25 protein-coding genes are annotated in these 24843 nt (G+C 54.7%); 10 read left to right on the plus strand and 15 right to left on the minus strand.

Annotated features, from left to right (window positions below; translation table 11 throughout):
- The 4 genes from V6940_RS12815 to V6940_RS12830 all read right to left on the minus strand — a co-directional run.
- Window positions 1-322: transposase (locus tag V6940_RS12815; protein ID WP_442910817.1), on the minus strand; the 322-nt coding region annotated here is incomplete at its 3' end.
- A 66-nt stretch (window positions 323-388) separates the two neighbouring features.
- On the minus strand, window positions 389-922 hold the full coding sequence (locus tag V6940_RS12820; RefSeq protein WP_333496131.1) for a deoxynucleoside kinase: 534 nt from the start codon (window positions 920-922) through the stop codon (window positions 389-391).
- A 248-nt stretch (window positions 923-1170) separates the two neighbouring features.
- Entirely contained in the window at window positions 1171-1512 is a 342-nt protein-coding gene (locus V6940_RS12825) for a DUF1971 domain-containing protein (protein ID WP_035892065.1), read from the minus strand.
- Between the two features lie 158 nt (window positions 1513-1670).
- Complete coding sequence (locus tag V6940_RS12830) at window positions 1671-3959, minus strand: FdhF/YdeP family oxidoreductase (protein ID WP_333496132.1); 2289 nt, start codon at window positions 3957-3959, stop codon at window positions 1671-1673.
- Window positions 3960-4292: 333 nt separating this feature from the next.
- On the opposite strand from V6940_RS12830, the gene V6940_RS12835 reads away from it, so the two are divergent.
- Window positions 4293-4478: a hypothetical protein gene (locus tag V6940_RS12835; protein ID WP_333496133.1), complete on the plus strand. Its 186-nt coding sequence runs from the start codon at window positions 4293-4295 to the stop codon at window positions 4476-4478.
- 160 nt (window positions 4479-4638) lie between these two features.
- Here V6940_RS12835 and V6940_RS12840 read toward each other — a convergent pair whose 3' ends face one another.
- Together V6940_RS12840 and gss are read right to left on the minus strand one after the other, a co-directional pair.
- Entirely contained in the window at window positions 4639-5820 is a 1182-nt protein-coding gene (locus V6940_RS12840) for an aminotransferase-like domain-containing protein (protein WP_333011281.1), read from the minus strand.
- A gap of 124 nt (window positions 5821-5944) precedes the next feature.
- Window positions 5945-7813, minus strand: a complete 1869-nt coding sequence (gene gss, locus V6940_RS12845; RefSeq protein ID WP_333496134.1) for a bifunctional glutathionylspermidine amidase/synthase — start codon at window positions 7811-7813, stop codon at window positions 5945-5947.
- A gap of 156 nt (window positions 7814-7969) precedes the next feature.
- Between gss and V6940_RS12850 the strand changes: the two genes are divergently transcribed.
- Window positions 7970-8518, plus strand: coding sequence for a DsbA family protein (locus tag V6940_RS12850; protein WP_333496135.1), 549 nt, complete (start codon window positions 7970-7972; stop codon window positions 8516-8518).
- A gap of 51 nt (window positions 8519-8569) precedes the next feature.
- Window positions 8570-9439, plus strand: coding sequence for a glutathione-dependent disulfide-bond oxidoreductase (gene yghU, locus V6940_RS12855; protein WP_333496136.1), 870 nt, complete (start codon window positions 8570-8572; stop codon window positions 9437-9439).
- Between the two features lie 28 nt (window positions 9440-9467).
- Here the strand turns inward: yghU and V6940_RS12860 are convergent, their stop codons facing one another.
- On the minus strand, window positions 9468-9758 hold the full coding sequence (locus V6940_RS12860; RefSeq protein ID WP_185668353.1) for a DUF2623 family protein: 291 nt from the start codon (window positions 9756-9758) through the stop codon (window positions 9468-9470).
- 204 nt (window positions 9759-9962) lie between these two features.
- On the opposite strand from V6940_RS12860, the gene V6940_RS12865 reads away from it, so the two are divergent.
- A complete protein-coding gene (locus V6940_RS12865) occupies window positions 9963-11003 on the plus strand; it encodes an aldo/keto reductase (protein ID WP_333496137.1) in 1041 nt (346 codons plus the stop codon).
- A gap of 46 nt (window positions 11004-11049) precedes the next feature.
- Here the strand turns inward: V6940_RS12865 and V6940_RS12870 are convergent, their stop codons facing one another.
- A complete protein-coding gene (locus V6940_RS12870) occupies window positions 11050-11544 on the minus strand; it encodes a TIGR00645 family protein (protein ID WP_333496138.1) in 495 nt (164 codons plus the stop codon).
- A 70-nt stretch (window positions 11545-11614) separates the two neighbouring features.
- Window positions 11615-12124, minus strand: a complete 510-nt coding sequence (locus V6940_RS12875; RefSeq protein WP_333496139.1) for an ESA_00282 family adhesion-associated protein — start codon at window positions 12122-12124, stop codon at window positions 11615-11617.
- 103 nt (window positions 12125-12227) lie between these two features.
- Here V6940_RS12875 and V6940_RS12880 point away from each other — a divergent pair, with 103 nt between their 5' ends.
- Window positions 12228-12623 (plus strand): hypothetical protein, encoded by a 396-nt coding sequence (locus V6940_RS12880; protein WP_185668357.1) that lies wholly within the window; start codon window positions 12228-12230, stop codon window positions 12621-12623.
- A 2-nt stretch (window positions 12624-12625) separates the two neighbouring features.
- A complete protein-coding gene (locus V6940_RS12885) occupies window positions 12626-13069 on the plus strand; it encodes a cytoplasmic protein (protein ID WP_333496140.1) in 444 nt (147 codons plus the stop codon).
- Here V6940_RS12885 and V6940_RS12890 read toward each other — a convergent pair.
- From V6940_RS12890 to exbB, 5 genes are all read right to left on the minus strand, one after another.
- Window positions 13042-14574: a glycoside hydrolase family 43 protein gene (locus tag V6940_RS12890; RefSeq protein ID WP_333496141.1), complete on the minus strand. Its 1533-nt coding sequence runs from the start codon at window positions 14572-14574 to the stop codon at window positions 13042-13044. The two genes, V6940_RS12885 and V6940_RS12890, sit on opposite strands and share 28 nt — an antisense overlap.
- Window positions 14575-14584: 10 nt before the next feature.
- A complete protein-coding gene (locus tag V6940_RS12895) occupies window positions 14585-15964 on the minus strand; it encodes a glycoside-pentoside-hexuronide (GPH):cation symporter (RefSeq protein WP_410999930.1) in 1380 nt (459 codons plus the stop codon).
- Between the two features lie 201 nt (window positions 15965-16165).
- Window positions 16166-17617, minus strand: a complete 1452-nt coding sequence (locus V6940_RS12900) for a methyl-accepting chemotaxis protein (protein ID WP_442910818.1) — start codon at window positions 17615-17617, stop codon at window positions 16166-16168.
- A 231-nt stretch (window positions 17618-17848) separates the two neighbouring features.
- On the minus strand, window positions 17849-18274 hold the full coding sequence (gene exbD / locus V6940_RS12905) for a TonB system transport protein ExbD (RefSeq protein WP_333496143.1): 426 nt from the start codon (window positions 18272-18274) through the stop codon (window positions 17849-17851).
- 6 nt (window positions 18275-18280) lie between these two features.
- The gene (gene exbB / locus V6940_RS12910) at window positions 18281-19012 is read right to left on the minus strand and encodes a tol-pal system-associated acyl-CoA thioesterase (protein ID WP_333496144.1); all 732 of its coding nucleotides are present in this window, start codon (window positions 19010-19012) and stop codon (window positions 18281-18283) included.
- 251 nt (window positions 19013-19263) lie between these two features.
- Here exbB and metC point away from each other — a divergent pair, with 251 nt between their 5' ends.
- Together metC and yghB are read left to right on the plus strand one after the other, a co-directional pair.
- On the plus strand, window positions 19264-20451 hold the full coding sequence (metC, locus tag V6940_RS12915; RefSeq protein WP_333496145.1) for a cystathionine beta-lyase: 1188 nt from the start codon (window positions 19264-19266) through the stop codon (window positions 20449-20451).
- A 247-nt stretch (window positions 20452-20698) separates the two neighbouring features.
- The gene (gene yghB, locus V6940_RS12920) at window positions 20699-21358 is read left to right on the plus strand and encodes a DedA family general envelope maintenance protein YghB (RefSeq protein WP_185668365.1); all 660 of its coding nucleotides are present in this window, start codon (window positions 20699-20701) and stop codon (window positions 21356-21358) included.
- A 118-nt stretch (window positions 21359-21476) separates the two neighbouring features.
- Here the strand turns inward: yghB and V6940_RS12925 are convergent, their stop codons facing one another.
- The gene (locus V6940_RS12925) at window positions 21477-22370 is read right to left on the minus strand and encodes an AraC family transcriptional regulator (protein ID WP_220440981.1); all 894 of its coding nucleotides are present in this window, start codon (window positions 22368-22370) and stop codon (window positions 21477-21479) included.
- Window positions 22371-22567: 197 nt separating this feature from the next.
- On the opposite strand from V6940_RS12925, the gene yqhD reads away from it, so the two are divergent.
- Together yqhD and dkgA are read left to right on the plus strand one after the other, a co-directional pair.
- Window positions 22568-23731 carry an alcohol dehydrogenase gene (yqhD, locus tag V6940_RS12930; RefSeq protein ID WP_333496146.1) on the plus strand — a complete coding sequence of 388 codons (1164 nt, stop codon included), beginning with the start codon at window positions 22568-22570 and terminating at the stop codon, window positions 23729-23731.
- A gap of 227 nt (window positions 23732-23958) precedes the next feature.
- On the plus strand, window positions 23959-24786 hold the full coding sequence (gene dkgA, locus V6940_RS12935) for a 2,5-didehydrogluconate reductase DkgA (protein WP_185668368.1): 828 nt from the start codon (window positions 23959-23961) through the stop codon (window positions 24784-24786).
- The last annotated feature ends 57 nt before the right edge of the window (window positions 24787-24843 follow it).

The following is a 24843-nucleotide window of genomic DNA, read 5'->3' on the forward strand; positions in this document are numbered from 1 at the left end:
TGAAACTGACATTAACCGACTTTGCGCGCTTGCTGACACTGGTGTAATCCGGGCAGCGCAACGGAACATTCATCAGTGTAAAAATGGAATCAATAAAACCCTGTGCAGCCCGCAGGGTCAACCTGAACACGCGTTTAATGACCAGAACGGTGGTGATGGCGAGATCAGAATAGCGCTGAGGTCTTCCCCGTGATGAAGGCGTTGCCGACTCATACCAGGCCTGAATAGCTTCCTCATCCAGCCAGAAAGTTATGGAGCCACGGTTGATGAGGGCTTTATTGTAGGTGGGCCAGTTGGTGATTTTGAACTTTTGCTTTGCCACGGAACGGTCTGCGTTGTCGGGAAGATGCGTGATCTGATCCTTCAACTCAGCAAAAGTTCGATTTATTCAACAAAGTCGCAAACAGGCATCGTGGAACGCTTTAAGATCGGCAAAATAGTCCAGCGTATATTCGCTCTCCCCTGCCCGACCACGCGCCATGCAGGCGCTAAAGCACGACTCCACGTCCCGGTCGACGTAAACCACCAGGTCAATCTGCGGGTAGCTCTTCAGATACTGTTTAATTTGATAGAAATAGGACATGTAACGGGCCGACGGCTGCTCGGTCATCAGGAAGTTAACGTGACAGAACACGATATCGCTAAACAGCGAACGTTCAATCACGTAGTTACCGTCCGGAATATCCTTTAGCAGCGCCTGTCGACTGCGGGTAATGTAAAGCTGGAACGCTACCCTCGCATCCGCATCGCGGGGGTTTTCAACAAAGACCTGCAGGAGCTCCAGAAACATCGGGTCTTCATCCACCGGCTCTCGAATGACTTTCCAGCTGACGCCCGTTTTCTCGGATAGCGCCTGAGCCAGGGGATCAAGCAGCGTGGTTTTTCCTGCGGCAATATTTGCCTCAATGGCGACAATCTTCATGTCAGTACCCTGATGATTTAACGAATTGATGCGGCGTCAGCATGACGCTCCGTTTGACTTGCGGGGCAGTCTGGTCCTTCGCAGTATAGATATTCCTGATATTCGGCAACGTGGAGTAAAGGCTGTTCACGGCAGCACTCCTGCTCGCCGTAATCGACTCGCGTCGACGCATTGGTGAAGAATGTCATCATGGCGTTTTACACTATCGGGAGGGCTTCCCCATCAGCGGTGATGGGGAAGCGGCAGAATCAGGATTTTTTCGCGCTGTAGACTTCGTCGCCGGAGAATTCAGGTTCGGCCCAGAAGTTAATGTTGAACTGTGCATCGTCGGTCATCTCGATACGATGCCAGTACTGTGGCGGGCTGGTCGCGAAGCTGCCGGCATTAATCACCACTTTAACCTCCGGTTCGGTGGCCTCACCATTGGCGAAGCCGTAGTAAGTTACCGTCCCTTCCATCACGCAGAGCTGGCCGAAAATACCGGCAGCGGTGTTGTGGTGGCTGAGCAGCGCGGCAGGCACGTTGTCTTTCGTAAAGAATGGGGTGGAACGTTTGATGGTCCAGTTTTTTGGAATTCTGAGATGGCTCATAATGACCTCCGCTTCATAAGATGCATTTAAAATACATCTTTAAGATTTCACTGTAAAGCCTTTATTGCGAATAAATCTCATTACCATAAAAACCCTTCTGCCACCAGAAACGACAAAACCAGCCTCACGGCTGGTTTCGCGACAACAGTTGGCGCAACCTATGCTTTGGTTATCAGCACCGGCACGCTCTTATAAGCGGGTGTCAGACTTTTAGTGTCCACCGCATCCAATGAGAGCAGCACATTCGCTTCCGGCAGATAGGCTCCTATCGAACCGCTTGCCATGCTATAAACCACCACCGTCAAACCGAGCATCATGCGGCCTTCGCTCGGCTTGCCGCTATCGTCCAGCGCCTGAATGTTTATCACATCGCCTTCTACCAGTCCGCGTGAATCGGCTTCTGCCTGGCTTAAGAACGCCACGTCGCGGCGCCCGGTGATCCCGCGATAGCGGTCGTTCATGCCATAAATGGTGGTGTTGTACTGATCGTGGCTGCGTAATGTTGCCAGTACCAGCGAATCGGCGGGCTGATGTTCGCGTTCCACGGCGCGCTGGCGGCTCACCACAAAGTTGGCCTTGCCGGTAGCCGTGTTCCATTCACGGCGTGAGGCTGGCGTATCCATGCGGAAACCACCCGGCTCAGCAATGCGGGCGTTATAGTGGGCAAACGCCGGGATCACATCGGCAATCGCATCGCGAATCAGCGCATAGTCATCTACCATCGCTTCCCAGTTCACCGGGGAGTTCGGTAAGGTGGCGCGCGCCATCTCCGCCACAATCGCTGGTTCAGACTTCAGCCAGCGCGAGGCCGGTTTCAGGGCACCGCAGGAGGCGTGCACCATCGACATCGAATCTTCCACTGTTACCGACTGAATCCCGCTAGCCTGCATATCGCGCTCGGTTCGGCCCAGCGCCGGCAGCAGATAGTTGTGTTTCGCCATCAGCAGATGCGAACGATTTAGCTTAGTCGCCACGTGCACCTGCAGGTCGAGCTTTTTCATCGCCTCAAAGGTGCGCTGCGGCTGCGGCATCGCCACTGCCAGGTTACCGCCCATGCAGATAAGCGCTTTCGCGTCGCCACGTTCGATAGCGCGAATGCTCTCCACGCTGGAGCGACCATGCTTGCGAGAGACGCTGATGTTAAAGCGCCCTTCGAGCCGCAGCAGAAATTCCTCTGACGCCGCTTCATTAATCCCTACCGAGCGGTCGCCCTGCACGTTGGAGTGACCGCGCAGCGGACAGATCCCCGCCCCTTTCTTGCCCATATTGCCCTTCAGCAACAGTAGGTTCACCAGCTGCTGCACGTTCTCTGTGCCGTTCTTATGCTGGGTGATACCCAGACCGTAACAGATGATGGTGGCGTTCGATTTATCGTAACGGTCGGCGAGGTCTTCCATCTGGCTGCGAGTCAGGCCGGAGTCCTGTTCCAGTTCCGCCCAGCTACAACGGTGCAGGTCGTCATACAACGCCTGATAGCCGTGGGTATGCTCAGCCAGAAACGCGCGGTCGAGGCACGGTTCCTGGCCAAGCAAAATACGGGCTTCATCCATCTCGATCAGCGCTTTCATGATCCCTTTGAGCAGCGAGGCATCGCCGCCCATTTTCACCTGGTAGTATTCGTTGCTGAGAGTGGTGGCGTGGCCTTTGAGCATATCCGTTGGGCTTTGCGGGAAGCTAAAGCGTTCAAGCCCCCTTTCCGCCAGCGGGTTGATAGAGATGATGCGAGCGCCACGCTGCGCCACTTCACGCAGCGTGGTGAGCATACGCGGATGGTTGGTGCCAGGATTGTGGCCGATGCAAATCACCAGATCGCAGTGTTCAAAATCGTCGAGTTCGACGGTGCCTTTCCCCAGGCCAATAGAGGGCGTCAGGCCTGCGCTGGTCGGCCCGTGGCACATATTGGAACAATCCGGGAAGTTGCTGCTGCCGTATTCGCGGGCAAACAGCTGGTAGAGGAACGCCGCTTCGTTGGAGGTACGCCCGGAGGTATAAAACTCTACCTGTTCCGGGGAGGCCAGGCTGCGCAACTGTTCGCCGATTTCCGCGAAAGCCATCTGCCACTCCACCGCCTGCCAGGTATCGGTTACGGCGTCGTACTTCATTGGGTGGGTCAGGCGGCCAATGTTTTCCAGCGCATAGTCGCTGTAATGCCACAGTTCAGCCACCGTATGCTGGCGGAAAAATTCCGGAGAGGCTTTCTTACTGGTCGTCTCCCAGGAAACGGCCTTAACGCCGTTTTCGCAAAGCTCCATCGGTGAACGGTGGCCAGGGTCAGGCCAGGCGCAGCCGGGGCAATCAAAACCTTTGACCTGGTTCATGCGGAACATCGCGATGATATCGCGCGCGACGGCCTTTTGTGAAAACACCGAGGCGGTGACCGCTTTGACCGCACCCCATCCACCCGCTGGCCCTTGATAGCCGCTTACACCTGGAACGACATTGCTCATTTTTACCGCTTATTTTGTACCCAATTTCAATGGGGAATACGGTAGCAAGTTCACTGGCGTAAAGATTTCCTCTTCACGAGGTACGCCCGGCCTACAATGAACGGGTTAGAGAGGGGTTCCCTTCTGGTAGCAGATAGCGCTCTTATCAGGGTGGATTGCAGCGGAGAAATGCGCCACGTTAAAACGAAAATCTGCGGCTTAAGTTAAATCAGACATTATCTTTTGCCCGTTAACATCATCAGGATTTCATCTGATCAAGACCCCAGGAAAAAGTAGTTGATCTGATAAGCGCTAGCTCTTATTTTCTTCTGAGTTTTCTAATAGGGTCCTACGATGTCTACCATTACAGCCAACAGTATTAGTGAAGCGAAAGAATTAATTTCCGATGGAAAATATAAGGAAATTATTCTGAATTTCGATATTGATGCCGATAGTTTCTTTACCCTCGCCAGCGCCCCGCATGATATTAAAATAACCCTCACGGATAGAAATAATCACGCTGCGGAAACAGCAGAATAATAAGAAGAATAAATCGGGATATTTTTATGTTGTTATTTATTGGTACTGGAGCCGTCGCCTTTCTGGCGTCGCTCATGCTTATCTGGCTTGATGACCGGATTACCGACCAGGAATAAGAAAAGAGACTCCGCGCTGAACAGCAGCGCGGAGCAAAACAGAATTACAGTGATTTAGCCAGGCGTTCCACGGCGGTCATCAGCCCTTCCTGCGAGACCGTAGAGTACGACAGACGCAGGGTGCGGGTATCTGGGTTGTCGTTATAGAACGCTTCGCCCGGCACGTACACCACACCATTTTCCAGCGTTTTTTCCAGCCATTTCATGGTGTCGAACGGGTAGCGGAAGCGCGCCCACAGGAACATCCCACCCTTCGGACGGCTGAACTCGATATGCTCACCGAGACGGCTTTCCAGCGCGTCGGCCAGCGCATCACACTTCTTACGGTAGTCTTCGCGAATAAGTGCAATCTGGTTTTCCAGACGGCCCAGGCTCAGGTATTCAGCGGTGATCACCTGCGACAGCATATTGGTGTGCAAATCGGCGGCCTGCTTGACGATCACCGTCTGCTGCGCCAGCCAGTCCGGCATCACAATCCAGCCGATACGCATACCCGGTGCCAGAATTTTAGAGAAGGTTGAGGTGTAGACCACCTGATCTTCACAGCCCAGTTCCACCGCGTGCTGGTACAGCGGGCGCTGCACTTCATCGGTAAAGCTGATTTCACCGTACGGGTCGTCTTCGATGATGACGAAATCATGTTGCTTCGCCAGCTCGACCAGACGGCGACGACGGTCGTCGCTCAGGGTTTTACCACCTGGGTTGCCAAAGGTAGGCACCAGGTAAACGGCTTTCACGCGAGTCGTTGAAAGCAGTTCGGCAAGCTGCTCTACCAGCATGCCGTTGTCGTCGGTATCGACGCTCAGAATGTTGGCCTGCGCCAACTGGAAGACCTGCAGCGCCGCCAGATAGGTTGGGCGCTCAACGACAATCGCATCGCCCGGGTCGAGCAACGTGCGGGCCACGATATCCAGCGACTGCTGCGAGCCCGAAGTGATATACACATGGCTTGCCTGACACGCCACGCCGCGCGCCTGACACAGTTCGCTGACGGCCTGACGCAGCGGCGGATAGCCTTCGGTCAAGCCGTACTGGAATGCGTCGTTAAAGCGTTCGCTCATCACCTTCTGCACCGCCAGCTCCAGCCCTTCGGTATCAAAAAGCTCCGGGGCAGGAATGCCGCCACCGAGAGAAATCACGCCGGGCAGTTTACTGTGTTTTAAGAGTTCGCGGACGGCGGAGGGCTTGAGTTCACCCGCGCGTACGGCGAGTCGCCGATCGTGCATATTCATTTCCTTTTCTGTCTTGTTGTTGTGTTTATTGCAGGCTTTCTTTACGTAGGCCTGATAAGCGAAGCGCCATCAGGCAACCCGACGCAGATTGCCGGATGGCGGCTCCGCCTTCTCCGGCCTACAATTCGTTATCTTTTATTACCACCAGCGGTTCAATATCACTCTCTTTTTTAATCACCAGAGATTCATCACCGCGTAAACAGGTGCCGCCATAATTACCGCCGACGGTAAAGGTACATACCTGAATATATTTTCCTGCGACGTTTGGCAAGCACCAAAGTTGCTGGTAAATATTTTTTCTATCGACAAATTTACCGCTGGTTTGATCCAGTAACCGATCGTTCCCGCTGACCAGATCGATATTACTGCCGCAGCGACCGGAAATAGGCTTAATCGCATAACCCGTTTTTGCCAGATGTTCGCTGACTTCGAAATCGGTATCCAGCAGATACGGATGGTTCGGGAACAGCGACCACAGCACTGGCAGAATCGCTTTGTTGCCTGGGATAACCGTCCACAGCGGCTCAAAGACCATCACTTCCGGGCGTAGCAGCACGTCAATCAGACGCACTTCGTTATCCGGATTACCGGTGCGAATCGGCACGGCGGCATATTCATCTTCATCGACCTCGCGCACCTGTTCGATGGCGGTTTCCCACGCCCAGGTTTTCCACACGCAGTTCACCAGACGACCATCACCGTCAATCAACTGACCGGCAGCGTCCCAGCGCAGCTCGTCCAGGCCATAGAGAATTTTGCTCTCAAAGCCCGCCTGTTCAAGGGCGCGCTGCATAAACTGAGCGTGATAATTCTCTTCCAGATCGTTGTCCTGCATGATGTGCACGAACGGTCGCGCCTGGCTGTGTTTCCACGCGCCCACCAACTCGCCCAGCAGATCTTCTGCCGGGTTATGCCCATTACCGCGATAGCCGGTTTTCAGCCATTGTTCGAGGATCAGCCCACCTTCGGTGTGGCAGGAGGCGGAGTCGGCGTTGTATTCGTAAACCTTCAGCCCGCGCTCGTCCATGCAGAAGTCCATGCGCCCGGTGATCATATCGTGGCGACGGCGCTGCCAGGAGAGGCGCAGACGCGGCCAGAGGATTTTCGGGATGTCGAACAGCGCCAGCAGGTTGTCGTCGCGCATCACTTTGTCGGTGGCGTGGAGATACATCAGGTGCATCTCGTTAGTCGCTTTAATCAGCTCCTGCTCAGCGCTTTCGGTCATGGTGAAGTACTGGTACGGATCGGCGTTGATCACGTGACCGTTGGCGGCGATATAGGCTTGCTGGAGCGAATCTTTTTCATCCAGCCATTTGCCCTCAAACTGGCCGTTGTTCTCCAGTCGCGCGCCGCCAAGCTTGAGCGCTTCACCGGCAATTGCGGGCTGCGGCAGGCCGTAGCGTGCGTCGTCGGTCTGAATCATCCAGCCCAGAATAGTGGTGTCGTCAAAGGTGTCCTGCAGCGTGTAGTGACCGTCTTTGACCTCAAGCGTCAGCTCACGGGTCCACTGCTGGCCTGCGGGCAGCGGCGAGTGCAGTACGTTCTGCTCCGCAATGCGCACCTTGTTGCCTAGCAGTTGCGTCACCACCGCCACGTGGCCGGTTTCATTAAACTCACCGCCCTTTTGCCAGATGAGCAAAGAGCCGACAAGCGGCGCACGGCGTGAGCCGTTGGCAAACGCCTGAAGCGGGAGAATCGCGTCGTTCACCACCTGGCGCAGATAGCGCAGCGAGAAGATTTCGTAGGCCATGCCCACATCGGTGAAGACAAATCCGTAGTTGATAAACAGGAAACGGCGGGCAAACTCGACGCACTGCCACTTGTGGCCCATGTATTCGTTGTCGATGTAACTACGAAACGATGCGTCATCAGGCATGTCGCCCGGTTTTAAGCTGCTGTAATTTGAAGAGTAAATCGCTACGCCACCCGGCGCATACCCCAACAACGTGCCAAATGGGGCGTCACTATTGGTACTTCCCTTGCTCATGAACCTTCCTCAAACATACCGTGCGATTTTCTCGCCCGCACGTTGAAATTAATCCAACAAAAGTGGATTAATCATACACCCGTGTATGCGAGGATGACCTATCAGAGGCAAAAATATTCATCCGAAAAATGCATACTTAACCCATCAGGAGTCCACATGAGTTTACAGGCACAACCGCTGGTCTGGGGCCACGGCGCACGCACATTTGAGGTGTTCCTGGAACCAACCTGCCCGTTTTCCGTTAAGACTTTCAACAAGCTGGATGCGCTGCTGGAACTCGTCGGTGAAGAGAACGTCAGCGTCAAAATTCGCTTACAGTCACAGCCGTGGCATCTCTTCTCCGGGGTGATTGTTCGCTGCATTCTGGCCGCTTCCACGCTGCCGGATGGTAAAAACGCAGCGCACAAGGTGATGAAAGCGGTCGCCGACCATCGCGAAGAATTTGAGTTTACCGACCACTGCAGCGGGCCGAATATGGACACCACGCCGCGGGAAATTATTGCCCGTATTGAACGCTATAGCGGTGTTCAACTCGCCGAAGCCTTTGCCGAGCCGGAGTTGCAAAAAGAGATTAAGTGGCATGCACGTTATGCCCGCCAGAACGGCATTCACGTCTCCCCGACCTTTATGGTTAACGGGCTGGTACAGCCAGACCTGGGCAGCGGCGACGATGTCAGCATCTGGGCGGCACGGATATTTGCCTGAAGCTGCTAAACTTCACTACCTCAACACATCATCAAAATAAGGCGAGCGATTATGTCAGAGAACACTTATCAGCCACCCAAAGTCTGGGAATGGAATCAAAGCAACGGCGGCGCATTTGCCAACATCAACCGCCCCATTTCCGGCGCCACCCATGAACAAGCGCTGCCGGTAGGCCATCATCCGCTCCAGCTTTACTCTCTGGGCACGCCAAACGGCCAGAAAGTGACAATTATGCTGGAAGAGCTGCTGGCGGCAGGCGTAACGGAAGCAGAATACGACGCGTGGTTGATTCGCATTGGCGAGGGCGATCAGTTCTCCAGCGGCTTTGTGGAAGTAAACCCGAACTCGAAGATCCCGGCCCTTAGCGACCACTCCACCACGCCACCAACCCGCGTGTTTGAGTCCGGCAACATCCTGCTCTATCTGGCAGAGAAATTTGGTCATTTCCTGCCAAAAGATCCGGCCGGGCGCACCGAAACCCTGAACTGGCTGTTCTGGCTGCAAGGCTCAGCCCCGTTCCTCGGCGGCGGCTTTGGGCACTTCTATAACTACGCCCCGGTGAAAATTGAGTACGCCATCAACCGCTTCACCATGGAGGCAAAACGTCAGTTGGACGTGCTGGATAAGCAACTGGCGCGCGGGCGTTACGTGGCGGGTGAAGAGTACACCATCGCTGATATCGCTATCTGGCCGTGGTACGGCAACGTGGTGCTGGGGAATGTGTACGGCGCAGATGAGTTCCTGGATGCGCAGAGCTACAAAAACGTGATGCGCTGGGCGCAGGACATCGCCAGCCGTCCGGGCGTGAAGCGCGGTCGTATCGTCAACCGTACTAATGGCCCGCTGAACGAACAGCTGCACGAGCGTCATGACGCCAGTGACTTCGATACCCATACCGAAGACAAGCGTCAGCCATCATGATGAAAAGCCGGGTGCCAGGCACCCGGTTTTATTGACCTTCCAGCCGGTAGCCCGCCATAAAGTAGCGAACGGTAGTGCTGGAGTCATGCTCTTTGAAGAAATCCATCACCATCTCTTTATCCAGCCCGTAGCGGCGCGTCAACACACCCGCCTCCCAGGCGCTAAGCTGACGGTCACCGGTTTTCTCAAACATACGGTGCGAAAAGCCCAGCACAAAACCACGCTTATAGTCGGTGCAAAAGCCGACCACTTTCTGCGCGCTGTCGGCATAAGGCGCCTTCAGTCCCGCGATTAACCCTTTGCCAAAATGGTTGTCCATCTCTACGCCCTCAATCGTTATATATAAAATTATATAGCGATTTTTTGAGCGGTGGCTAGCGCTATTTAAGGGCTACCCCTAAAGAGGAATAAAGCGCGTATTTTTCATCCTCATCGGTGACAGTGTGATCGGCACAACGGGCGTACATCACAAAAAAAAGTACGCTGGGAACAGTGTTTCAAAATAAAAAGAGAAGGAGACCTTATGGCCTGGCATGCAAACCCAGCCCGTTACGAACAGATGCAGTATCGCTACTGCGGCCGCAGCGGTTTACAGCTTCCGGCGCTGTCCCTCGGCCTATGGCACAGTTTCGGCCATATCAGCGCCCTCGACGGCCAGCGCGCGCTGCTGCGCAAAGCCTTTGACTGCGGCATCACCCATTTCGATCTGGCGAATAACTACGGGCCGCCGCCGGGCAGCGCCGAGGAGAACTTTGGTCGCCTGTTGCGGGAAGACTTTGCCGGGTATCGCGATGAGCTGATTATCTCCACCAAGGCCGGATACGACATGTGGCCAGGACCTTATGGCTCCGGTGGTTCCCGTAAATATCTGCTGGCAAGCCTCGACCAGAGCCTGCAACGCATGGGGCTGGAGTACGTGGATATCTTCTATTCCCACCGCGTCGATGAGAAAACGCCAATGGAAGAGACCGCCGCGGCCTTAGCGCAGGCGGTGCAGAGCGGGAAAGCGCTCTACGTGGGCATCTCCTCCTACTCGTCCGAACGCACCCAGGCGATGGTCGAGCTGCTGCGCGAATGGAAGATCCCGCTGCTGATCCATCAGCCTTCTTATAACTTGCTTAACCGCTGGGTGGATAAGAGCGGCCTGCTGGATACCCTTGAGCACAACGGCGTTGGCTGTATTGCCTTTACGCCGCTGGCGCAGGGGCTGCTGACCGGCAAATACCTGAACGGTATTCCGGAAGGTTCCCGCATGCAAACGGAAGGGAAAAAAGCGCGCGGCCTGACGGAGAATATGCTGAGCGAGAGCAATCTCAACAGCCTGCGTTTGCTCAACGAGATGGCGCAGCAGCGCGGTCAGTCGATGGCGCAGATGGCGTTAAGCTGGCTGCTGAAAGACAGCCGCGTGACCTCGGTGTTGATTGGCGCAAGCCGCCCGGAGCAAATTGAGGAGAACGTGAAGGCGCTGGAGAACCTAAGCTTTACAGCAGAAGAGCTGGCGCAGATTGATAAGCATGTCGCCGATGGGCAGTTGAATTTGTGGCAGGCATCGTCAGATAAGTAATGAAAGACCCCGGGGTCGGCGTTAACGCCTCCGGGGTTTTTGCTGGCTATTTTTTCCCGCGAGTCAGGCTATCCAGATAACCCATCACAAACGCCGACAGCACAAACGTCAGGTGGATAATCACGTACCACATCAGCTTGTTGTCCGGCACGTTCTTGGCATCCATAAACACCCGCAGCAGGTGAATAGAAGAGATAGCCACAATTGACGCGGCAACCTTGTTCTTCAGCGAAGTGGCATCCATCTTGCCCAGCCAGTTGAGCTTCTCTTTGTGCTCGCTGATATCCAGCTGCGACACAAAGTTTTCATAGCCGGAAAACATCACCATCACCAGCAGTCCGCCCACCAGCGTCATATCCACCAGCGACAGCAGCGTCAGGATAAGATCCGCTTCCGCCATGCTGAAGATATTCGGCAGGACGTGAAGAATCTCCTGAAAGAACTTCAGGGTTAACGCCAGCAGCGCCAGCGAAAGACCAAAGTAGACCGGGGCCAGAATCCATCGCGATGCGTACATCGCATTTTCCAGAAAACGTTCCATAATGTCCTGTTCGTCAGTCAAATTCGGCTTAGTATATCGCAACTATGCAACATCATAACAACAGATGTAATCACACATCATGGGGACGAATAAACGGACGCCGATAGTCAGGCCACACCAGGCCGACCAGCTCAGGATAAGCTTCGTGAGCAAACTCCTGGTAGCACTGCTTTAAGCTCTCCACCACCGGATCGCCCGGCGCAACGCGCTCGCCTTTGAGACAGCGGCGTTTGATTTCATCGTAATACTCATACACCGCGCCGTTGAGGTTGCGGCAGCGATCCTGCGCTTCAAACAGGCCAGGTGTCTCTTTTAACTCGTCTATCGACATACGTTTGATGGTGGATTGCAGGAAGTCGATATACTCATGATTAATACGCCAGTACCACACCGGAGTGATACTGCTCATCAGGCTGGCGAAATGATTTTCACCTTCATCTTTGCTGAGTGGCGCAGGGGCCAAAGGCGTAACGGTTTCATTATTGGTATCAGACGATTCGTTATTTTGACCATACAGAAAAATTAAAATAACGGCGGTGAGTAGCAGCAACACCATCACAAAATAAATAATACCGCTCATGGTTTTCTCCACTTTTTTTGATTTTAAAAGTGCACCATGATAATGTCAACGAACCTCACTATAATAAAAAACACTTTCCAGCCATTCGAAAGATGACAGGTATATGATCGCTGAAACCCTTATCCCAGCCCGCTTCTGTATCTCTGCCGTAGACGGCGAGCCTCAGGAGGTAAAGGCCAGCACGCAGGCAGAGCCGGAAAAGGCTTCGCTGGCAGACTGGCAGGATGAGATATTGATAAGTGGTGGTCAATCACGTAACCCATTGCTGGAAGAGCGCGATCGTCATATTAAGGACAGATTATATCGCGTTGCAAAAATTGAAGCCTTTGCCCTTATGCTAAATAACCTGGTTGTTCAGGGGGAGATCTCCTCACTGGAGTTAAGTCAAATTATTGAGTTAAAAACCCAGGAGATAAATGATAATGGCAATGAAATTTGGCTTAATTTAATGACACAGGAAAAAGTCACGCCGCTGTTTTATAATTTAACGGATAAGTAAGTATGAAACTTGTCGATGTTAATCAGGCTAATATATCGTTAAGCCCGCCAGTAAGCGATGAGACGCTCCTGCAACGTAACCTTCAGGTATTGCGCGAAGAAAAAAGCGCCGAGGGTCGCCGCATCTCCAGCCCATCCGTGCCGCTCACCGCTGCGCTGGTCAAAATGAAGTGGAAGAATCGCCGCGAAATTTATGCCTACCAGGTGAAAGAAGAGATCTTCGGTGCCGCACTATGCGAAGTGATGGAACGCTATCCGCACCTGCGCGATAAAATCCTCGCCCATACCGAAGCCAGCTATCAGCATGTGCTGCACCGCGAGACCGCGACCCTTGAAATCAGCCGCGGCCTCGCCGATGGCGACTACCGGACTTCCAACGTCATCCTTAAACTCGATAAAGATGACGAGAAGCGCCCGGATCAGCCGGTAATATCCGTCGCAAAGTAGTCAAACCCACAACTCCCCTGCGATGCCGCGGCTTCCAGCGTCAGCGCGACAAGCCCCACTTTAGCCCCCACCCATTTACCTTTGCCCGCCGCAAACGGCGGTGTCACCGACTGCCAGCTTCCCTCAGGCTCACGCCAGGCGAAGCGGCAAATGCCTCCTCGGGTCACGCTAACCTTTAGCTCGCAGCTCCCGACGTTCAGCGGCGCGATAACCTGACGGCTTTCCCGCACGATACCGGAGTCGCTCATCCAGCCCGTCACCCAAAGCAGCTGATGCTGCCCGTCCCGTTTCTCCAGCAGCAGCGCCGCGTAGCGCTCGCCGTAGATAATCAGACCACCCGCATCACCGTTTTCCGCCGCCTTCAACGTCAGCGACGTCCGGGCAGTAAACTGCCAGGCGGGGAATTTTTGCAGCAGCAGGTTGGGTAGCCAGTAAAAGTTGCCTTTATCCTCACCCTGCGGCAGCGGACAGCAGCGTAGATTGAGGCGGTCGTTGCCCGGCAGCAGCCAGTCTGCATGTGGGTTAGCCTGCCATTGCCACTGTAGGCCCGGTACACCGTACGCGAAGCTATCGTCAGTTTGTGGCAAGCAACGCTGCGACGGCGGCAGGCTCGCCGGACGCGCCCAGCGCATCACCGGCTGCCCTTCCCCTTCATCGCCCATCGGCTTGCCGATACGCGGCCAGCCATCCGGCCCCCAGCGCATCGGCTGCAGATGGACAATTCGCCCGTAGAGGTGCGCATCCTGGAAGTGCACAAACCAGCATTCACCGTCGTCCAGCTCCACCCAGCCGCCCTGATGCGGGCCATTCACCGACGTATCGCCCTGAAACAGGACGTTTCTGGCCTCCCACGGGCCGGTCATACGGTTGGCGCGCAGCACGGTTTCCCAGCCCGTCTCCACGCTGCCCGCTGGGGCAAAAATATAGTACCAGCCGCCGCGCTTATAGACTTTCGGACCTTCCAGCGTCGGCTGATCGCAGCTACCGTCATAAATGATGCGGCCTTCACCCAGAAGAGAAGTACCGTCAGGCGACATGGCAAACAACTGGAGCTTATGTTTGATGCCGCTGCGGCTATGGGCAAAAGCATGCACCAGCCAGGCGTCGCCGTTGTCATCCCAGAACGGGCAGGGGTCAATCCAGCCTTTCGCCGGCTGCACGCAGTGCGGCGCGCTCCATTTACCCCAGGGATCGTTGGTCTGGCACATGAAAATGCCTTCATCCGGCGTGCTGAAAAACACCCACAGCTTATTGTCATGCCAGCGAATTGACGGTGCCCATACGCCTTTTCCCGGCTGATATTCGTCGTAGCCAGGCAGCGGCAGCGCGTCGAAAACGTGGTTAATAATCTGCCAGTTGACCAGGTCCGTCGAATGCAGAATTGGCAACGCGGGCATATGGTTAAAACTGGAGGAAACCATAAAGAAGTCATCCCCGACCCGGACGATATCCGGGTCCGAATAGTCCGCGCACAGAATCGGGTTCTGATATTCAGATTGCGTCATCTCACCCTCCTCAGGCTTTACTCAATTCGCCGTCAACCGCTTGCGGCTCTGCGGTTGTCGCCGGAGAACCTGCCTGCTGACGAGCAGAGAGGTCACGTTGAATCATCGCCATTTTCTGGTCGTCGAGCTTATAGAAGCGAGACAGCCACCACAGCACCAGGTAAGAGAGCGATGGCCCAAGCGTCAGCAGGCCAACGATGCCCATCGTCGCCATCGGGGTTTGTTCGCTGACGCCCGCCTGATAGCCAAACAGCCCTAGCGAGAAGCCAACTACCGCACCGGCTACCGCCATGCCCATTTTCAACGCAAACAGGTTGCCGGAATAAGAAAGACCGGTAATGCGGCGACCAAATTTCCACTCGCCGTAATCGGCGGCGTTGGCCATCATGTTCCACTTAAACGGTTGATACATCTGGTGGAAGAAGCCGACGAGGAAATAGAGTGGGAAGACGACCGGCAGCCAGGTCGGTGGCACAAAGAACATCACCACGCCCACCGCCACCAGCAGCAGGTTGATATTTTTGAATAGAGAAACCGCGCGATACCGCTTCGCCAGCCAGCCGGCGGCAATGCTGCCGATAATGGTGCCGACCACGCTGGTTGAGACAAAGGCCGACTTCATCGCCGTCCCCGCCGCCGACTCTACGCCACCCATCATCAGGTAGGTGGCGTAGTAGAGCGTAGCGGCGCTGCGCATCACGCCCGCCATACTGGAGAAGAAGGTAATGATCGCCACGATCCGCCACTGATCGTTCGCCAGCAGCGAACGCAGATCTTCACGAATGCTGCCCTGCTGCTCAACCGCAGGCGCCACGCGCTCTTTGGTAGAGAAGAAGCAGAACGCCAGCATCACGATGGCAATCAATCCCATAATCCCCATGGTGGCCTGGAAGCCGAACTGCTTGTCCTCTTTGCCCAGATAATCGACCAGGAACAGCGTTGCCACCGAGACCATCAGCCCAGCAATTGAAGAGATGGTGAAGCGGTAAGACTGCGCCGACAGACGATCTTTTTCATCGCGGGTGATCACCCCGCCCAGCGCGCAGTAAGGAATATTGATAAAGGTGTAGCACAGCATCAGTAAGGTGTAGGTCAGGTAGGCGTAAACCAGCTTACCCGAAGCGCCAAAGGCGGGCGTGGTGAAGGTCATCACCGCCAGCACCGCGTAGGGAATAGCAAACCAGATAAGCCACGGGCGGAAGTGGCCCCAGCGGGTTTTAACCCGGTCGGCGACGATGCCGGTCAGCGGGTCGGTGATGGCGTCCAGCACGCGGGTCACCAGGAACATCACCCCTACCGCCGCGGCGGAGAGGCCGTAAATATCCGTGTAAAACCAGGTCAAAAACATCGTTACAGAAGAGTAGACGATGCCGCAAGCGGCGTCGCCCATGCCATATCCCAGCTTTTCTGCGATAGACAATTTGCTGTCATTTGCCACGAGAATATCCTCCGGAATTGAAGAGGCTTCAATGTAGGAGGATGCCTAAGACAATCCTATTGTCATTTTTCGTACTGGTATTACGTTTTCTGGCAACTGCGGAAGTTGTCACATAACTGGATGATTTATCATACCACTTTCATTTTTGTGACCTTACACCAGGCGGAAAACGGAAATCGCCGACTTCAATTCGCCGGTATGACGCTGCTGCTGATGCGCCACCTGAATGGTTTGGGCCACGTGCTGGATGTTCTCCTGCACGCTGGCATCGATGGTGGCAATGCTGCCTTTCATCTGCAGCACGCTGGTTTTCTGCTGGTCGCTCATCGAGAACAGCACATCGACGCAGGACTGCAGGCTGTCGATATTGCTGATTATCGACGCCATCGTTTTCCCCGCCCGTTCAACCTGCTCCGCCCCCTGATGGGTGCGCTCGACGGAGGTGGCAATCATCTGGCGGATATCGCGGGCCGCCTCTTCGCAGCGCAGCGCCAGCGTACGCACTTCGGCAGCCACCACCGCGAAGCCTTTGCCGTGCGTCCCCGCCCGCGCCGCCTCAACGGAGGCATTCAACGATAGAATATTGGTCTGGAAGGCAATACCGTCAATAAGCTCAAGAATCCCGTTGATTTTCAGCGACTCATCGCGAATATGCGCCATTGAAGCCATCGCCGAGCGAATATTCTCCCCGCCCTCCTGTGCTACGCCGCTTGCCTGCTCCGCCAGCGTCCGCGCTTCGCTGGCCTTCTCGCTGGTGAGCGAAGCCGCCCCAGCAAGTTGTTCCATGGCGCTGGCGGTGACCGCCAGCGAACGTGCCTGATTGTCCGTACGCTCAGAGAGCGCAGTGTTGCGCTGGAGTAGCGTTTGGGAGGCCTCCAGCAGCTCAGAGACATTGCCGCTAACCTGCTCAAGGGTATTTCGCATCGCATCCAGCGTCAGGCTGAAAGTACGGGCAAACGGAGAGCGGCTGGTTTTGCTATCGCGCTCAAGCGTCAGGAAGCCCGACTCGCGGTTAATCACCGAAGCCAGCTTCGCCACTTCGCTGGCCGAACGAGCATCCTGCTCCATCCGCACCGCTAGCAGCACCAGAAATATCGTCTGCGCGACAACGTATAGCCCGTGCATTACCACCATTTCCAGCCCGGTATGCATGAATACGGTAATATTGAACAGGCCATATTCCTGTAAATAATTAAACACCAGATGATGAACGGCAATAACGGCCGCGCCCATAATTAATGGCCGCCAGTCTCGCCATGCCAGCAGCGCAGAGAGCAATACAAACACCGAGAAGTGGTATTCGGTCTCACCACCGCCCAGTTGAATAAGCAGCGCAGAATAGGCCATCATAATAAAGGCGTAGACCAGCCGGGTAATTAATCTGCCGGGAAAAAGGAGCGTCATCAATGTGCCCAGCACCGAAAGCAACGTGGCCGCCAGCAGCGCCAGGCTGAGGTTATCGTTTATCGCCCCGACGCCTAGCGAAACGCCCCACATCACCCAGGCCAGCACCATCAGCAACCGGTCCGCCCTGCGGCGAATAGAGGATAAAGAGAACAGATTCTGAGACAGGCCGTTGGGCTGCCAAAACGTCATTATTGCCATGATATATTCCGCCCGCGCAGGTGTAATTTCACGTCATATTATTGTTAGCGTTCAGAATTAAGCGTAGAGGGGTTATTTCTTGCTAGCCACTATATTGTTAAAAATATATCGCTAAGATTAAGTTGCACTTAATTTTATTTAACAGCGGGTTGGAATATATAAGACTTAAGGGAAATATTATATTGCTGGGGAAATAATAACGGATGGCGCAGAACGCGCCATCCGGGATGCTTATTTTTTCGCGACGGTTTCTTCGCCAACGAGGCCAATCTTCAGATAGCCTGCCTGGTGCAGGGTATCCATGACCTTCATCATCGTTTCGTAGTCCACGGTTTTATCCGCGCGGAAGAAGATAGTGGTATCTTTCTTGCCTTCCGTGAGCGTATCAATCGCCGTCACCATGTTGTCGTCGGTGATAGGATCATTGCCGAGGAACATCGATTTGTCCGCCTTCACCGACAGGTAGACCGGTTTATCCGGGCGAGGCTGCGGTTGGCTGGATGACGCTGGCAGATTCACTTTGACATCGACGGTTGCCAGCGGCGCGGCAACCATGAAGATAATCAGCAGTACCAACATGACATCGATAAACGGCGTCACGTTGATATCATGCATTTCGCCATTATCGTCCAGATTTTCATTAAGACGCATTGCCATGGGGCATTAACCTACTCGTAATTTCTGGGCGGTACGCACCGGATGAACGCCGCTGGCGCTGAGGTCCAGGTCACGGCTTTGCAGCAGCAGAACCTGCGCCGCAACGTCGCTCAGGTTAGCTTTAAAGCCACCAATCAGACGCGCAAAGATGTTATAGATGACCACCGCAGGGATCGCGGCGAACAGGCCAATCGCGGTCGCCAGCAGCGCTTCTGCGATACCCGGCGCCACAACCGCCAGGTTAGTGGTTTGGGTCTGGGCGATGCCGATGAAGCTGTTCATGATACCCCATACGGTACCAAACAGGCCGACGAACGGGGAGATAGCACCGATGGTCGCCAGGAAACCGTTACCACGGCCCATATGACGACCTACGGCCGCCACGCGACGTTCCAGACGGAAGCCGGTACGTTCTTTAATGCCTTCGTTATCTTCAGAACCCGCAGAGAGCTCCAGCTCGTTCTGCGCTTCGTTGATTAACTGAGTGCTCAGACTACGGGCATCGAATGCAGCCGCGATTTCATTCGCCTGATTCAGAGAGCGCGCATCCGCTAACAGTTTCTGTTCGCGCTTGAGGCGGCGCTTATGGGAAAGAAGCTCAGCACCCTTGCTGAAGAAAATAGCCCAGGTGACGACGGATGCCAGTATCAAGCCAATCATGACCACTTTAACCACGATGTCGGCATGATGATACATACCCCAAACGGAGAGATCCGCCTGCATCAAATTATTACCCACTGTGTATCTCCAGGACATAAATCACAAATTCTGAGCACAATAATATCAAAACATCGTCGAATTGATAGTAGTTCTCATTAGTATTTACATATTGACCCAAATCACACTTATTTTCCTTGCGCTTACGCAGTAAAAAAGTTTTCAGCCGGTTTTTTGGCAAAATTTTCTGCTGTTCGCGTACTAAACGGTAGATCCCACGCGCAATCGTGATAATTTAGCCATCCAGACGTATAAAAATAGGCAGATAAAAAATGGCAGACAAGCACCTCGATACCGCGCTGGTTAACGCCGGACGCAGCAAAAAATACACTCAGGGATCGGTGAATAGCGTCATTCAACGCGCCTCCTCGCTGGTGTTCGACACCGTCGCCGCCAAAAAACATGCGACCCACAACCGCGCTAACGGCGAGTTGTTCTATGGCCGTCGCGGCACCCTCACCCACTTCTCATTACAGGAAGCGATGTGTGAACTGGAAGGCGGCGCTGGCTGCGCGCTTTTCCCATGCGGCGCGGCTGCGGTTGCTAATACCATCCTGGCGTTTGTGGAACAGGGCGATAACGTGCTGATGACCAACACCGCCTATGAACCAAGCCAGGATTTTTGCACCAAAATTCTCGGTAAGCTGGGCGTGACCACCAGTTGGTTTGACCCGATGATCGGTGAAAGGATTGCCGAGTTGATTAAGCCCAACACCAAAATCGTGTTCCTGGAATCCCCTGGCTCCATCACCATGGAAGTGCATGACATTCCGGCCATCGTTGCCGCTGTGCGCCGCGTCGCGCCTGAAGCGATCATCATGATCGACAATACCTGGGCGGCGGGGATTCTGTTTAAAGCGCTCGATTTCGGTATCGATATCTCTATTCAGGCCGGCACTAAATACCTGATTGGTCACTCGGATGCGATGGTCGGTACTGCGGTGTCTAACGAACGCTGCTGGGCTCAGCTGCGCGAGAACGCCTACCTGATGGGCCAGATGCTCGATGCCGACACCGCCTATATGACCAGCCGTGGCCTGCGTACGCTGGGCGTGCGTTTACGTCAGCATCATGAAAGCAGCCTGAAGGTTGCCGAATGGTTGGCACAGCAGCCGCAGGTTGAACGCGTGAACCACCCTGCGCTACCGGGCAGTAAAGGGCATGAATTCTGGAAGCGTGATTTTACCGGCAGCAGCGGCCTGTTCTCTTTTGTGCTTAAAAAACAGCTGAACAATGAAGAGCTGGCAAACTACCTCGATAACTTCTCGCTGTTCAGCATGGCCTACTCCTGGGGGGGATTTGAGTCGCTGATTCTGGCGAATCAGCCGTCCGAGCTCGCCAGCATTCGTCCGGAAGGAAAAATCGATTTCACCGGTACGCTGGTGCGCGTCCATATCGGTTTAGAAAACGTTGACGATCTGATTGCGGATTTAGCGGCAGGATTTTCCCGCATCGTGTAACATGACCTCAGCCCGGTAGCTCAGGCTATCGGGTGGGTTAGCAATGTTTTTGATGCGTCGGTCAGACGCGTCACCGATGTTGAGAACAGTCGGTCCCCGAAGTGATTTACCACCGTCGGCGTAAACCGTTTCCGCGTTGTTGTCAGTAAATCAGGACAGCGTGGCTTCATTTGTTGCGCACGCGATCAAGGTGTTCTTAATCTTTCGGGCGTACAATAAGCGAAAACGCTGTTCCACAGGAATGTTCATGGTCGTTATTCAAGATATTGTCGCCGCGCTTTGGCAGCACGATTTTGCTGCTCTGGCGAATCCGCACGTCGTGGGGGTCGTTTATCTGGTCATGTTTGCCACTCTGTTTCTGGAAAATGGCCTGCTTCCCGCGTCATTCTTACCCGGCGATAGCCTTCTGCTATTGGCGGGCGCGCTCATTGCGAAGGGCGTGATGGGCTACGTCCCTACCATTGCTATTCTGACCGCAGCCGCCAGCCTCGGCTGCTGGCTGAGCTATATTCAGGGTCGTTGGTTGGGTAATACCCGCGTAGTGAAAGGCTGGCTGGCGCAGCTGCCGGATAAATACCACCAGCGCGCAACCTGTATGTTTGACCGTCACGGTCTGCTGGCGCTGTTAGCGGGGCGTTTCCTGGCGTTTGTGCGTACCCTACTGCCAACGATGGCAGGTATCTCCGGCCTGTCGAATCGCCGTTTCCAGGTGTTTAACTGGCTGAGCGCGCTGCTGTGGGTGGGCGTAGTAACCAGCTTAGGCTATGCCATTAGCATGATCCCGTTCGTCAAACGTCATGAAGATCAGGTGATGACCTTCCTGATGATCCTGCCAATCTTCTTGCTGGTTGCCGGGCTTCTGGGCACGGTGATTGTGGTGATTAAGAAGAAGTATTGCGACGCGTAATCGGCAACGTGACACATCATGCCTGATGGCGCTTTGCTTATCAGGCCTACAAACGCATTGTAGCCCGGCCGAGCGCAGCGACGCCGGGAATGGCTCCCGAGTCGCCCTGGGTTACAAATTACATTCCCCGCAGCCTTGCCGCATCCTCTCCCGGCGTCATGCCGAAATAGCGCTTAAACTCCCGGCTAAACTGCGACGCACTTTCGTATCCCACCTGCATCGCTGCAGCGCTGGCCTTCAGCCCGTCGTGCACCATCATCATCCGCGCTTTATGCAAACGGTAGGTTTTCAGATACTGCAACGGCGAGGTGCTGGTCACCGACTTAAAGTTGTGGTGAAACGCCGACAGACTCATATTGGCCTCGGCAGCGAGCTGATCCACGCTAAGCGTTTCGGTGTACTGACTCTCGATACGCTTGAGCACCCGACTAATCTGGCTGAAATGAGTCTGGCGGCTAACCAGCGCCATTAACGCACCGCCTCGCGGCCCGGTCAGCACGTGGTAGAGCATCTCACGGATAATCTGTTTCCCCAGAATGCGGGCGTCCAGCGGGCGCTCCATCACATCCAGCAGGCGTTCCGAGGCGCAGAGAATCTCTTCGGAGAGCGTGGCCGAGTTAATCCCACTTTCCGCCATCGACGACGGATGGAAAAGCGGGTCTTCACCGATATCCATCAGCAGCTCCTGTAGCTGCAGAATATCAACATCCAGGCGCAATCCGGCCAGCGGCGCGTCCTCAGTCGCAAAAGTTTCACATTCAAAGGGTAAAGGTACTGTCAGCAGCAGATATTCGTTGGCATCGTAACGGAAGGTGCGCTCGTTGATATAGCCAATCTTATAGCCGGAAAAGAGAAACACGATGCCCGGGCGATACATTACCGGCGTGCGCCCGCTTGGCTGAGTACCATAGATAAGCTGAATATCCGGCAGCAAGGTTCTCAGGTTTTGTTCGTTATTTTTCAGCTGCTTAATCTTTTCTGTCAGCAGCGCACAGATCTCTTCACGGTTCATCAACAAGGGCTCCAGGTACCTTTTCCAACGCTGTCATTGTGGCTTTGTTTAACGTATTTCTCCAGAGCTATGGAGAAATGGGCAAGACAATCGCAGAAATGTGCATTGAGAGGTACGACGACGAAGACCACAATGATGTCATTCGGCGATGACCCATCACCGCCCTCTTTTTCCACCCACACTATAGGGAACGAGCAATGTTTAATTTTGATCTTCATACCCCAACCCGCATTCTGTTCGGTAAAGGTGCTATCGAAAACCTGCGCGCTCAGATCCCCGCTGACGCTCGCGTACTGATTACTTACGGCGGCGGCAGCGTGAAAAAAACCGGCGTGCTGGACCAGGTGCTGAGTGCACTGCAAGGTCTGGACGTGCTGGAGTTCGGCGGTATTGAGCCAAACCCATCTTATGAAACGCTGATGAACGCGGTGAAAATCGCCCGCGAAGAGAAAGTCACCTTCCTGCTGGCCGTTGGCGGCGGTTCCGTACTGGACGGCACCAAGTTTATCGCTGCCGCCGCACACTACGATACCAGCATCGACCCGTGGGAAATTCTGGAAACCTACGGCAGCAACGTTACCAGCGCAATCCCAATGGGTTCCGTGCTGACGCTGCCAGCGACCGGTTCCGAGTCCAACAAAGGTGCCGTTATCTCCCGCAAAACCACCGGTGACAAACGCGCCTTTATGTCGCCGCACGTTCAGCCGCGGTTTGCGATTCTGGACCCGGTTTACACCTACACCCTGCCGCCGCGTCAGGTTGCTAACGGCGTTGTGGATGCATTCGTTCACACCGTCGAGCAGTACGTCACCTACCCAGTTGATGGCAAAATTCAGGACCGTTTCGCGGAAGGCATTCTGCTGACGCTGGTTGAAGATGGCCCGAAAGCGCTGCAGGAACCGGAAAACTACGCCGTACGTGCCAACATCATGTGGGCAGCCACCCAGGCGCTGAACGGCCTGATTGGTGCTGGCGTGCCGCAGGACTGGGCAACCCATATGCTGGGCCACGAACTGACCGCGATGCATGGTCTGGATCACGCACAGACGCTGGCTATCGTACTGCCTGCCCTGTGGAATGAAAAACGCGATACCAAACGCGCCAAACTGCTGCAATACGCAGAACGCGTATGGAACATCACCGAAGGGTCTGACGATGCGCGCATCGACGCCGCTATCGCAGCCACCCGCAGCTTCTTCGAACAAATGGGCGTGCCAACTCGCCTGTCCGACTACGGTCTGGACGGCAGCTCTATCCCTGCACTGCTGAAAAAACTCGAAGAGCACGGCATGACCAAACTGGGTGAAAATCAGGACATTACCCTGGACGTGAGCCGTCGTATTTACGAAGCAGCACGCTAAGAGCCCTCCTTTTCTTGCTCTAAGGATTTCGAGCTGCAGAAAGGCGTCAAGGCAGCGAATCCCCAGGAGCTTACATCAGTAAGTGACTGGGGTGAGCTGGCGCGGACAACGCATCTGCGGCTTGAAAGACGACGGGCAAGCTTTCGTTTTTGCATATTTCGACCAGACTTAATCTTACAAACCTTATCGGGGCATTGCCCCGATAAGCTCGTAAAAAGGAGAAATGCATGACACATCCAACCGTGATTAAACTGCACGATGGCAATGTAATGCCGCAGCTCGGCCTCGGGGTATGGCAGGCCACGAATGAGGAAGTCGTCACCGCGATTCATAAAGCGCTCGAGGTGGGCTACCGTTCCATTGATACCGCCGCCGCTTACAAAAATGAGTCGGGAGTCGGTAAAGCGATTAAGAGCGCGGGCGTTGCTCGTGAGGATCTGTTCATCACCACCAAGCTGTGGAATGACTCCCATCTCCGCGCGGCAGATGCCCTACAGGAGAGCCTGGAGCACCTGCAGCTGGACTATCTCGACCTGTATCTGATCCACTGGCCGGTTCCCGCCACCGATCACTATATCGATGCGTGGAAAAGCCTGATTGAACTGCAAAAACAGGGGCTGATTAAGAGCATCGGCGTGTGTAACTTCCAGGTGCCTCACCTGCAGCGGCTGATTGATGAAACCGGCGTTGCGCCGGTTATCAACCAGATTGAGCTGCACCCGTTAATGCAGCAGCGTCAGCTGAACGCCTGGAACGCCACGCATAAAATCCAGACCGAGTCCTGGAGCCCGCTGGCACAGGGCGGTGAAGGGGTGTTTGACCAGAAAATTATCCGTGCTCTGGCGGATAAATACGGTAAGACGCCAGCGCAAATCGTCATTCGCTGGCACCTCGACAGCGGCCTGGTGGTGATCCCGAAATCGGTCACACCGTCGCGCATTGCCGAAAACTTTGCCGTCTGGGATTTCCGACTGGATAAAGATGAGCTGAGCGAGATTGCGAAGCTGGATCAGGGTAAGCGTTTAGGCCCGGACCCGGACCAGTTTGGCGGTTAAGCCACCCTGAATGCCGGATGGCGGCTACGCCTTATCCGGCCTACAAACCATCGAGTA

The organism is Kluyvera sp. CHPC 1.251, assembly GCF_036759945.1.
Lineage (GTDB): Bacteria > Pseudomonadota > Gammaproteobacteria > Enterobacterales > Enterobacteriaceae > Kluyvera > Kluyvera sichuanensis.

Bases quoted from the DNA above. Each gene is read 5' to 3' on its own strand.
- V6940_RS12895 (WP_410999930.1), bottom strand. From the start codon at position 15,964: ATGGGCGACGCCGCTTGCGGCATCGTCTACTCTTCTGTAACGATGTTT.
- yqhD (WP_333496146.1), top strand. From the start codon at position 22,568: ATGTTTAATTTTGATCTTCATACCCCAACCCGCATTCTGTTCGGTAAA.
- V6940_RS12825 (WP_035892065.1), bottom strand. From the start codon at position 1,512: ATGAGCCATCTCAGAATTCCAAAAAACTGGACCATCAAACGTTCCACC.
- V6940_RS12835 (WP_333496133.1), top strand. From the start codon at position 4,293: ATGTCTACCATTACAGCCAACAGTATTAGTGAAGCGAAAGAATTAATT.
- gss (WP_333496134.1), bottom strand. From the start codon at position 7,813: ATGAGCAAGGGAAGTACCAATAGTGACGCCCCATTTGGCACGTTGTTG.
- yghB (WP_185668365.1), top strand. From the start codon at position 20,699: ATGGTCGTTATTCAAGATATTGTCGCCGCGCTTTGGCAGCACGATTTT.
- exbD (WP_333496143.1), bottom strand. From the start codon at position 18,274: ATGGCAATGCGTCTTAATGAAAATCTGGACGATAATGGCGAAATGCAT.
- V6940_RS12890 (WP_333496141.1), bottom strand. From the start codon at position 14,574: ATGACGCAATCTGAATATCAGAACCCGATTCTGTGCGCGGACTATTCG.
- V6940_RS12875 (WP_333496139.1), bottom strand. From the start codon at position 12,124: ATGAGCGGTATTATTTATTTTGTGATGGTGTTGCTGCTACTCACCGCC.
- V6940_RS12860 (WP_185668353.1), bottom strand. From the start codon at position 9,758: ATGGACAACCATTTTGGCAAAGGGTTAATCGCGGGACTGAAGGCGCCT.
- V6940_RS12870 (WP_333496138.1), bottom strand. From the start codon at position 11,544: ATGGAACGTTTTCTGGAAAATGCGATGTACGCATCGCGATGGATTCTG.
- V6940_RS12885 (WP_333496140.1), top strand. From the start codon at position 12,626: ATGAAACTTGTCGATGTTAATCAGGCTAATATATCGTTAAGCCCGCCA.
- yghU (WP_333496136.1), top strand. From the start codon at position 8,570: ATGTCAGAGAACACTTATCAGCCACCCAAAGTCTGGGAATGGAATCAA.
- V6940_RS12865 (WP_333496137.1), top strand. From the start codon at position 9,963: ATGGCCTGGCATGCAAACCCAGCCCGTTACGAACAGATGCAGTATCGC.
- V6940_RS12830 (WP_333496132.1), bottom strand. From the start codon at position 3,959: ATGAGCAATGTCGTTCCAGGTGTAAGCGGCTATCAAGGGCCAGCGGGT.
- V6940_RS12850 (WP_333496135.1), top strand. From the start codon at position 7,970: ATGAGTTTACAGGCACAACCGCTGGTCTGGGGCCACGGCGCACGCACA.
- metC (WP_333496145.1), top strand. From the start codon at position 19,264: ATGGCAGACAAGCACCTCGATACCGCGCTGGTTAACGCCGGACGCAGC.
- dkgA (WP_185668368.1), top strand. From the start codon at position 23,959: ATGACACATCCAACCGTGATTAAACTGCACGATGGCAATGTAATGCCG.
- V6940_RS12840 (WP_333011281.1), bottom strand. From the start codon at position 5,820: ATGCACGATCGGCGACTCGCCGTACGCGCGGGTGAACTCAAGCCCTCC.
- V6940_RS12820 (WP_333496131.1), bottom strand. From the start codon at position 922: ATGAAGATTGTCGCCATTGAGGCAAATATTGCCGCAGGAAAAACCACG.
- V6940_RS12880 (WP_185668357.1), top strand. From the start codon at position 12,228: ATGATCGCTGAAACCCTTATCCCAGCCCGCTTCTGTATCTCTGCCGTA.
- V6940_RS12900 (WP_442910818.1), bottom strand. From the start codon at position 17,617: ATGGCAATAATGACGTTTTGGCAGCCCAACGGCCTGTCTCAGAATCTG.
- V6940_RS12925 (WP_220440981.1), bottom strand. From the start codon at position 22,370: ATGAACCGTGAAGAGATCTGTGCGCTGCTGACAGAAAAGATTAAGCAG.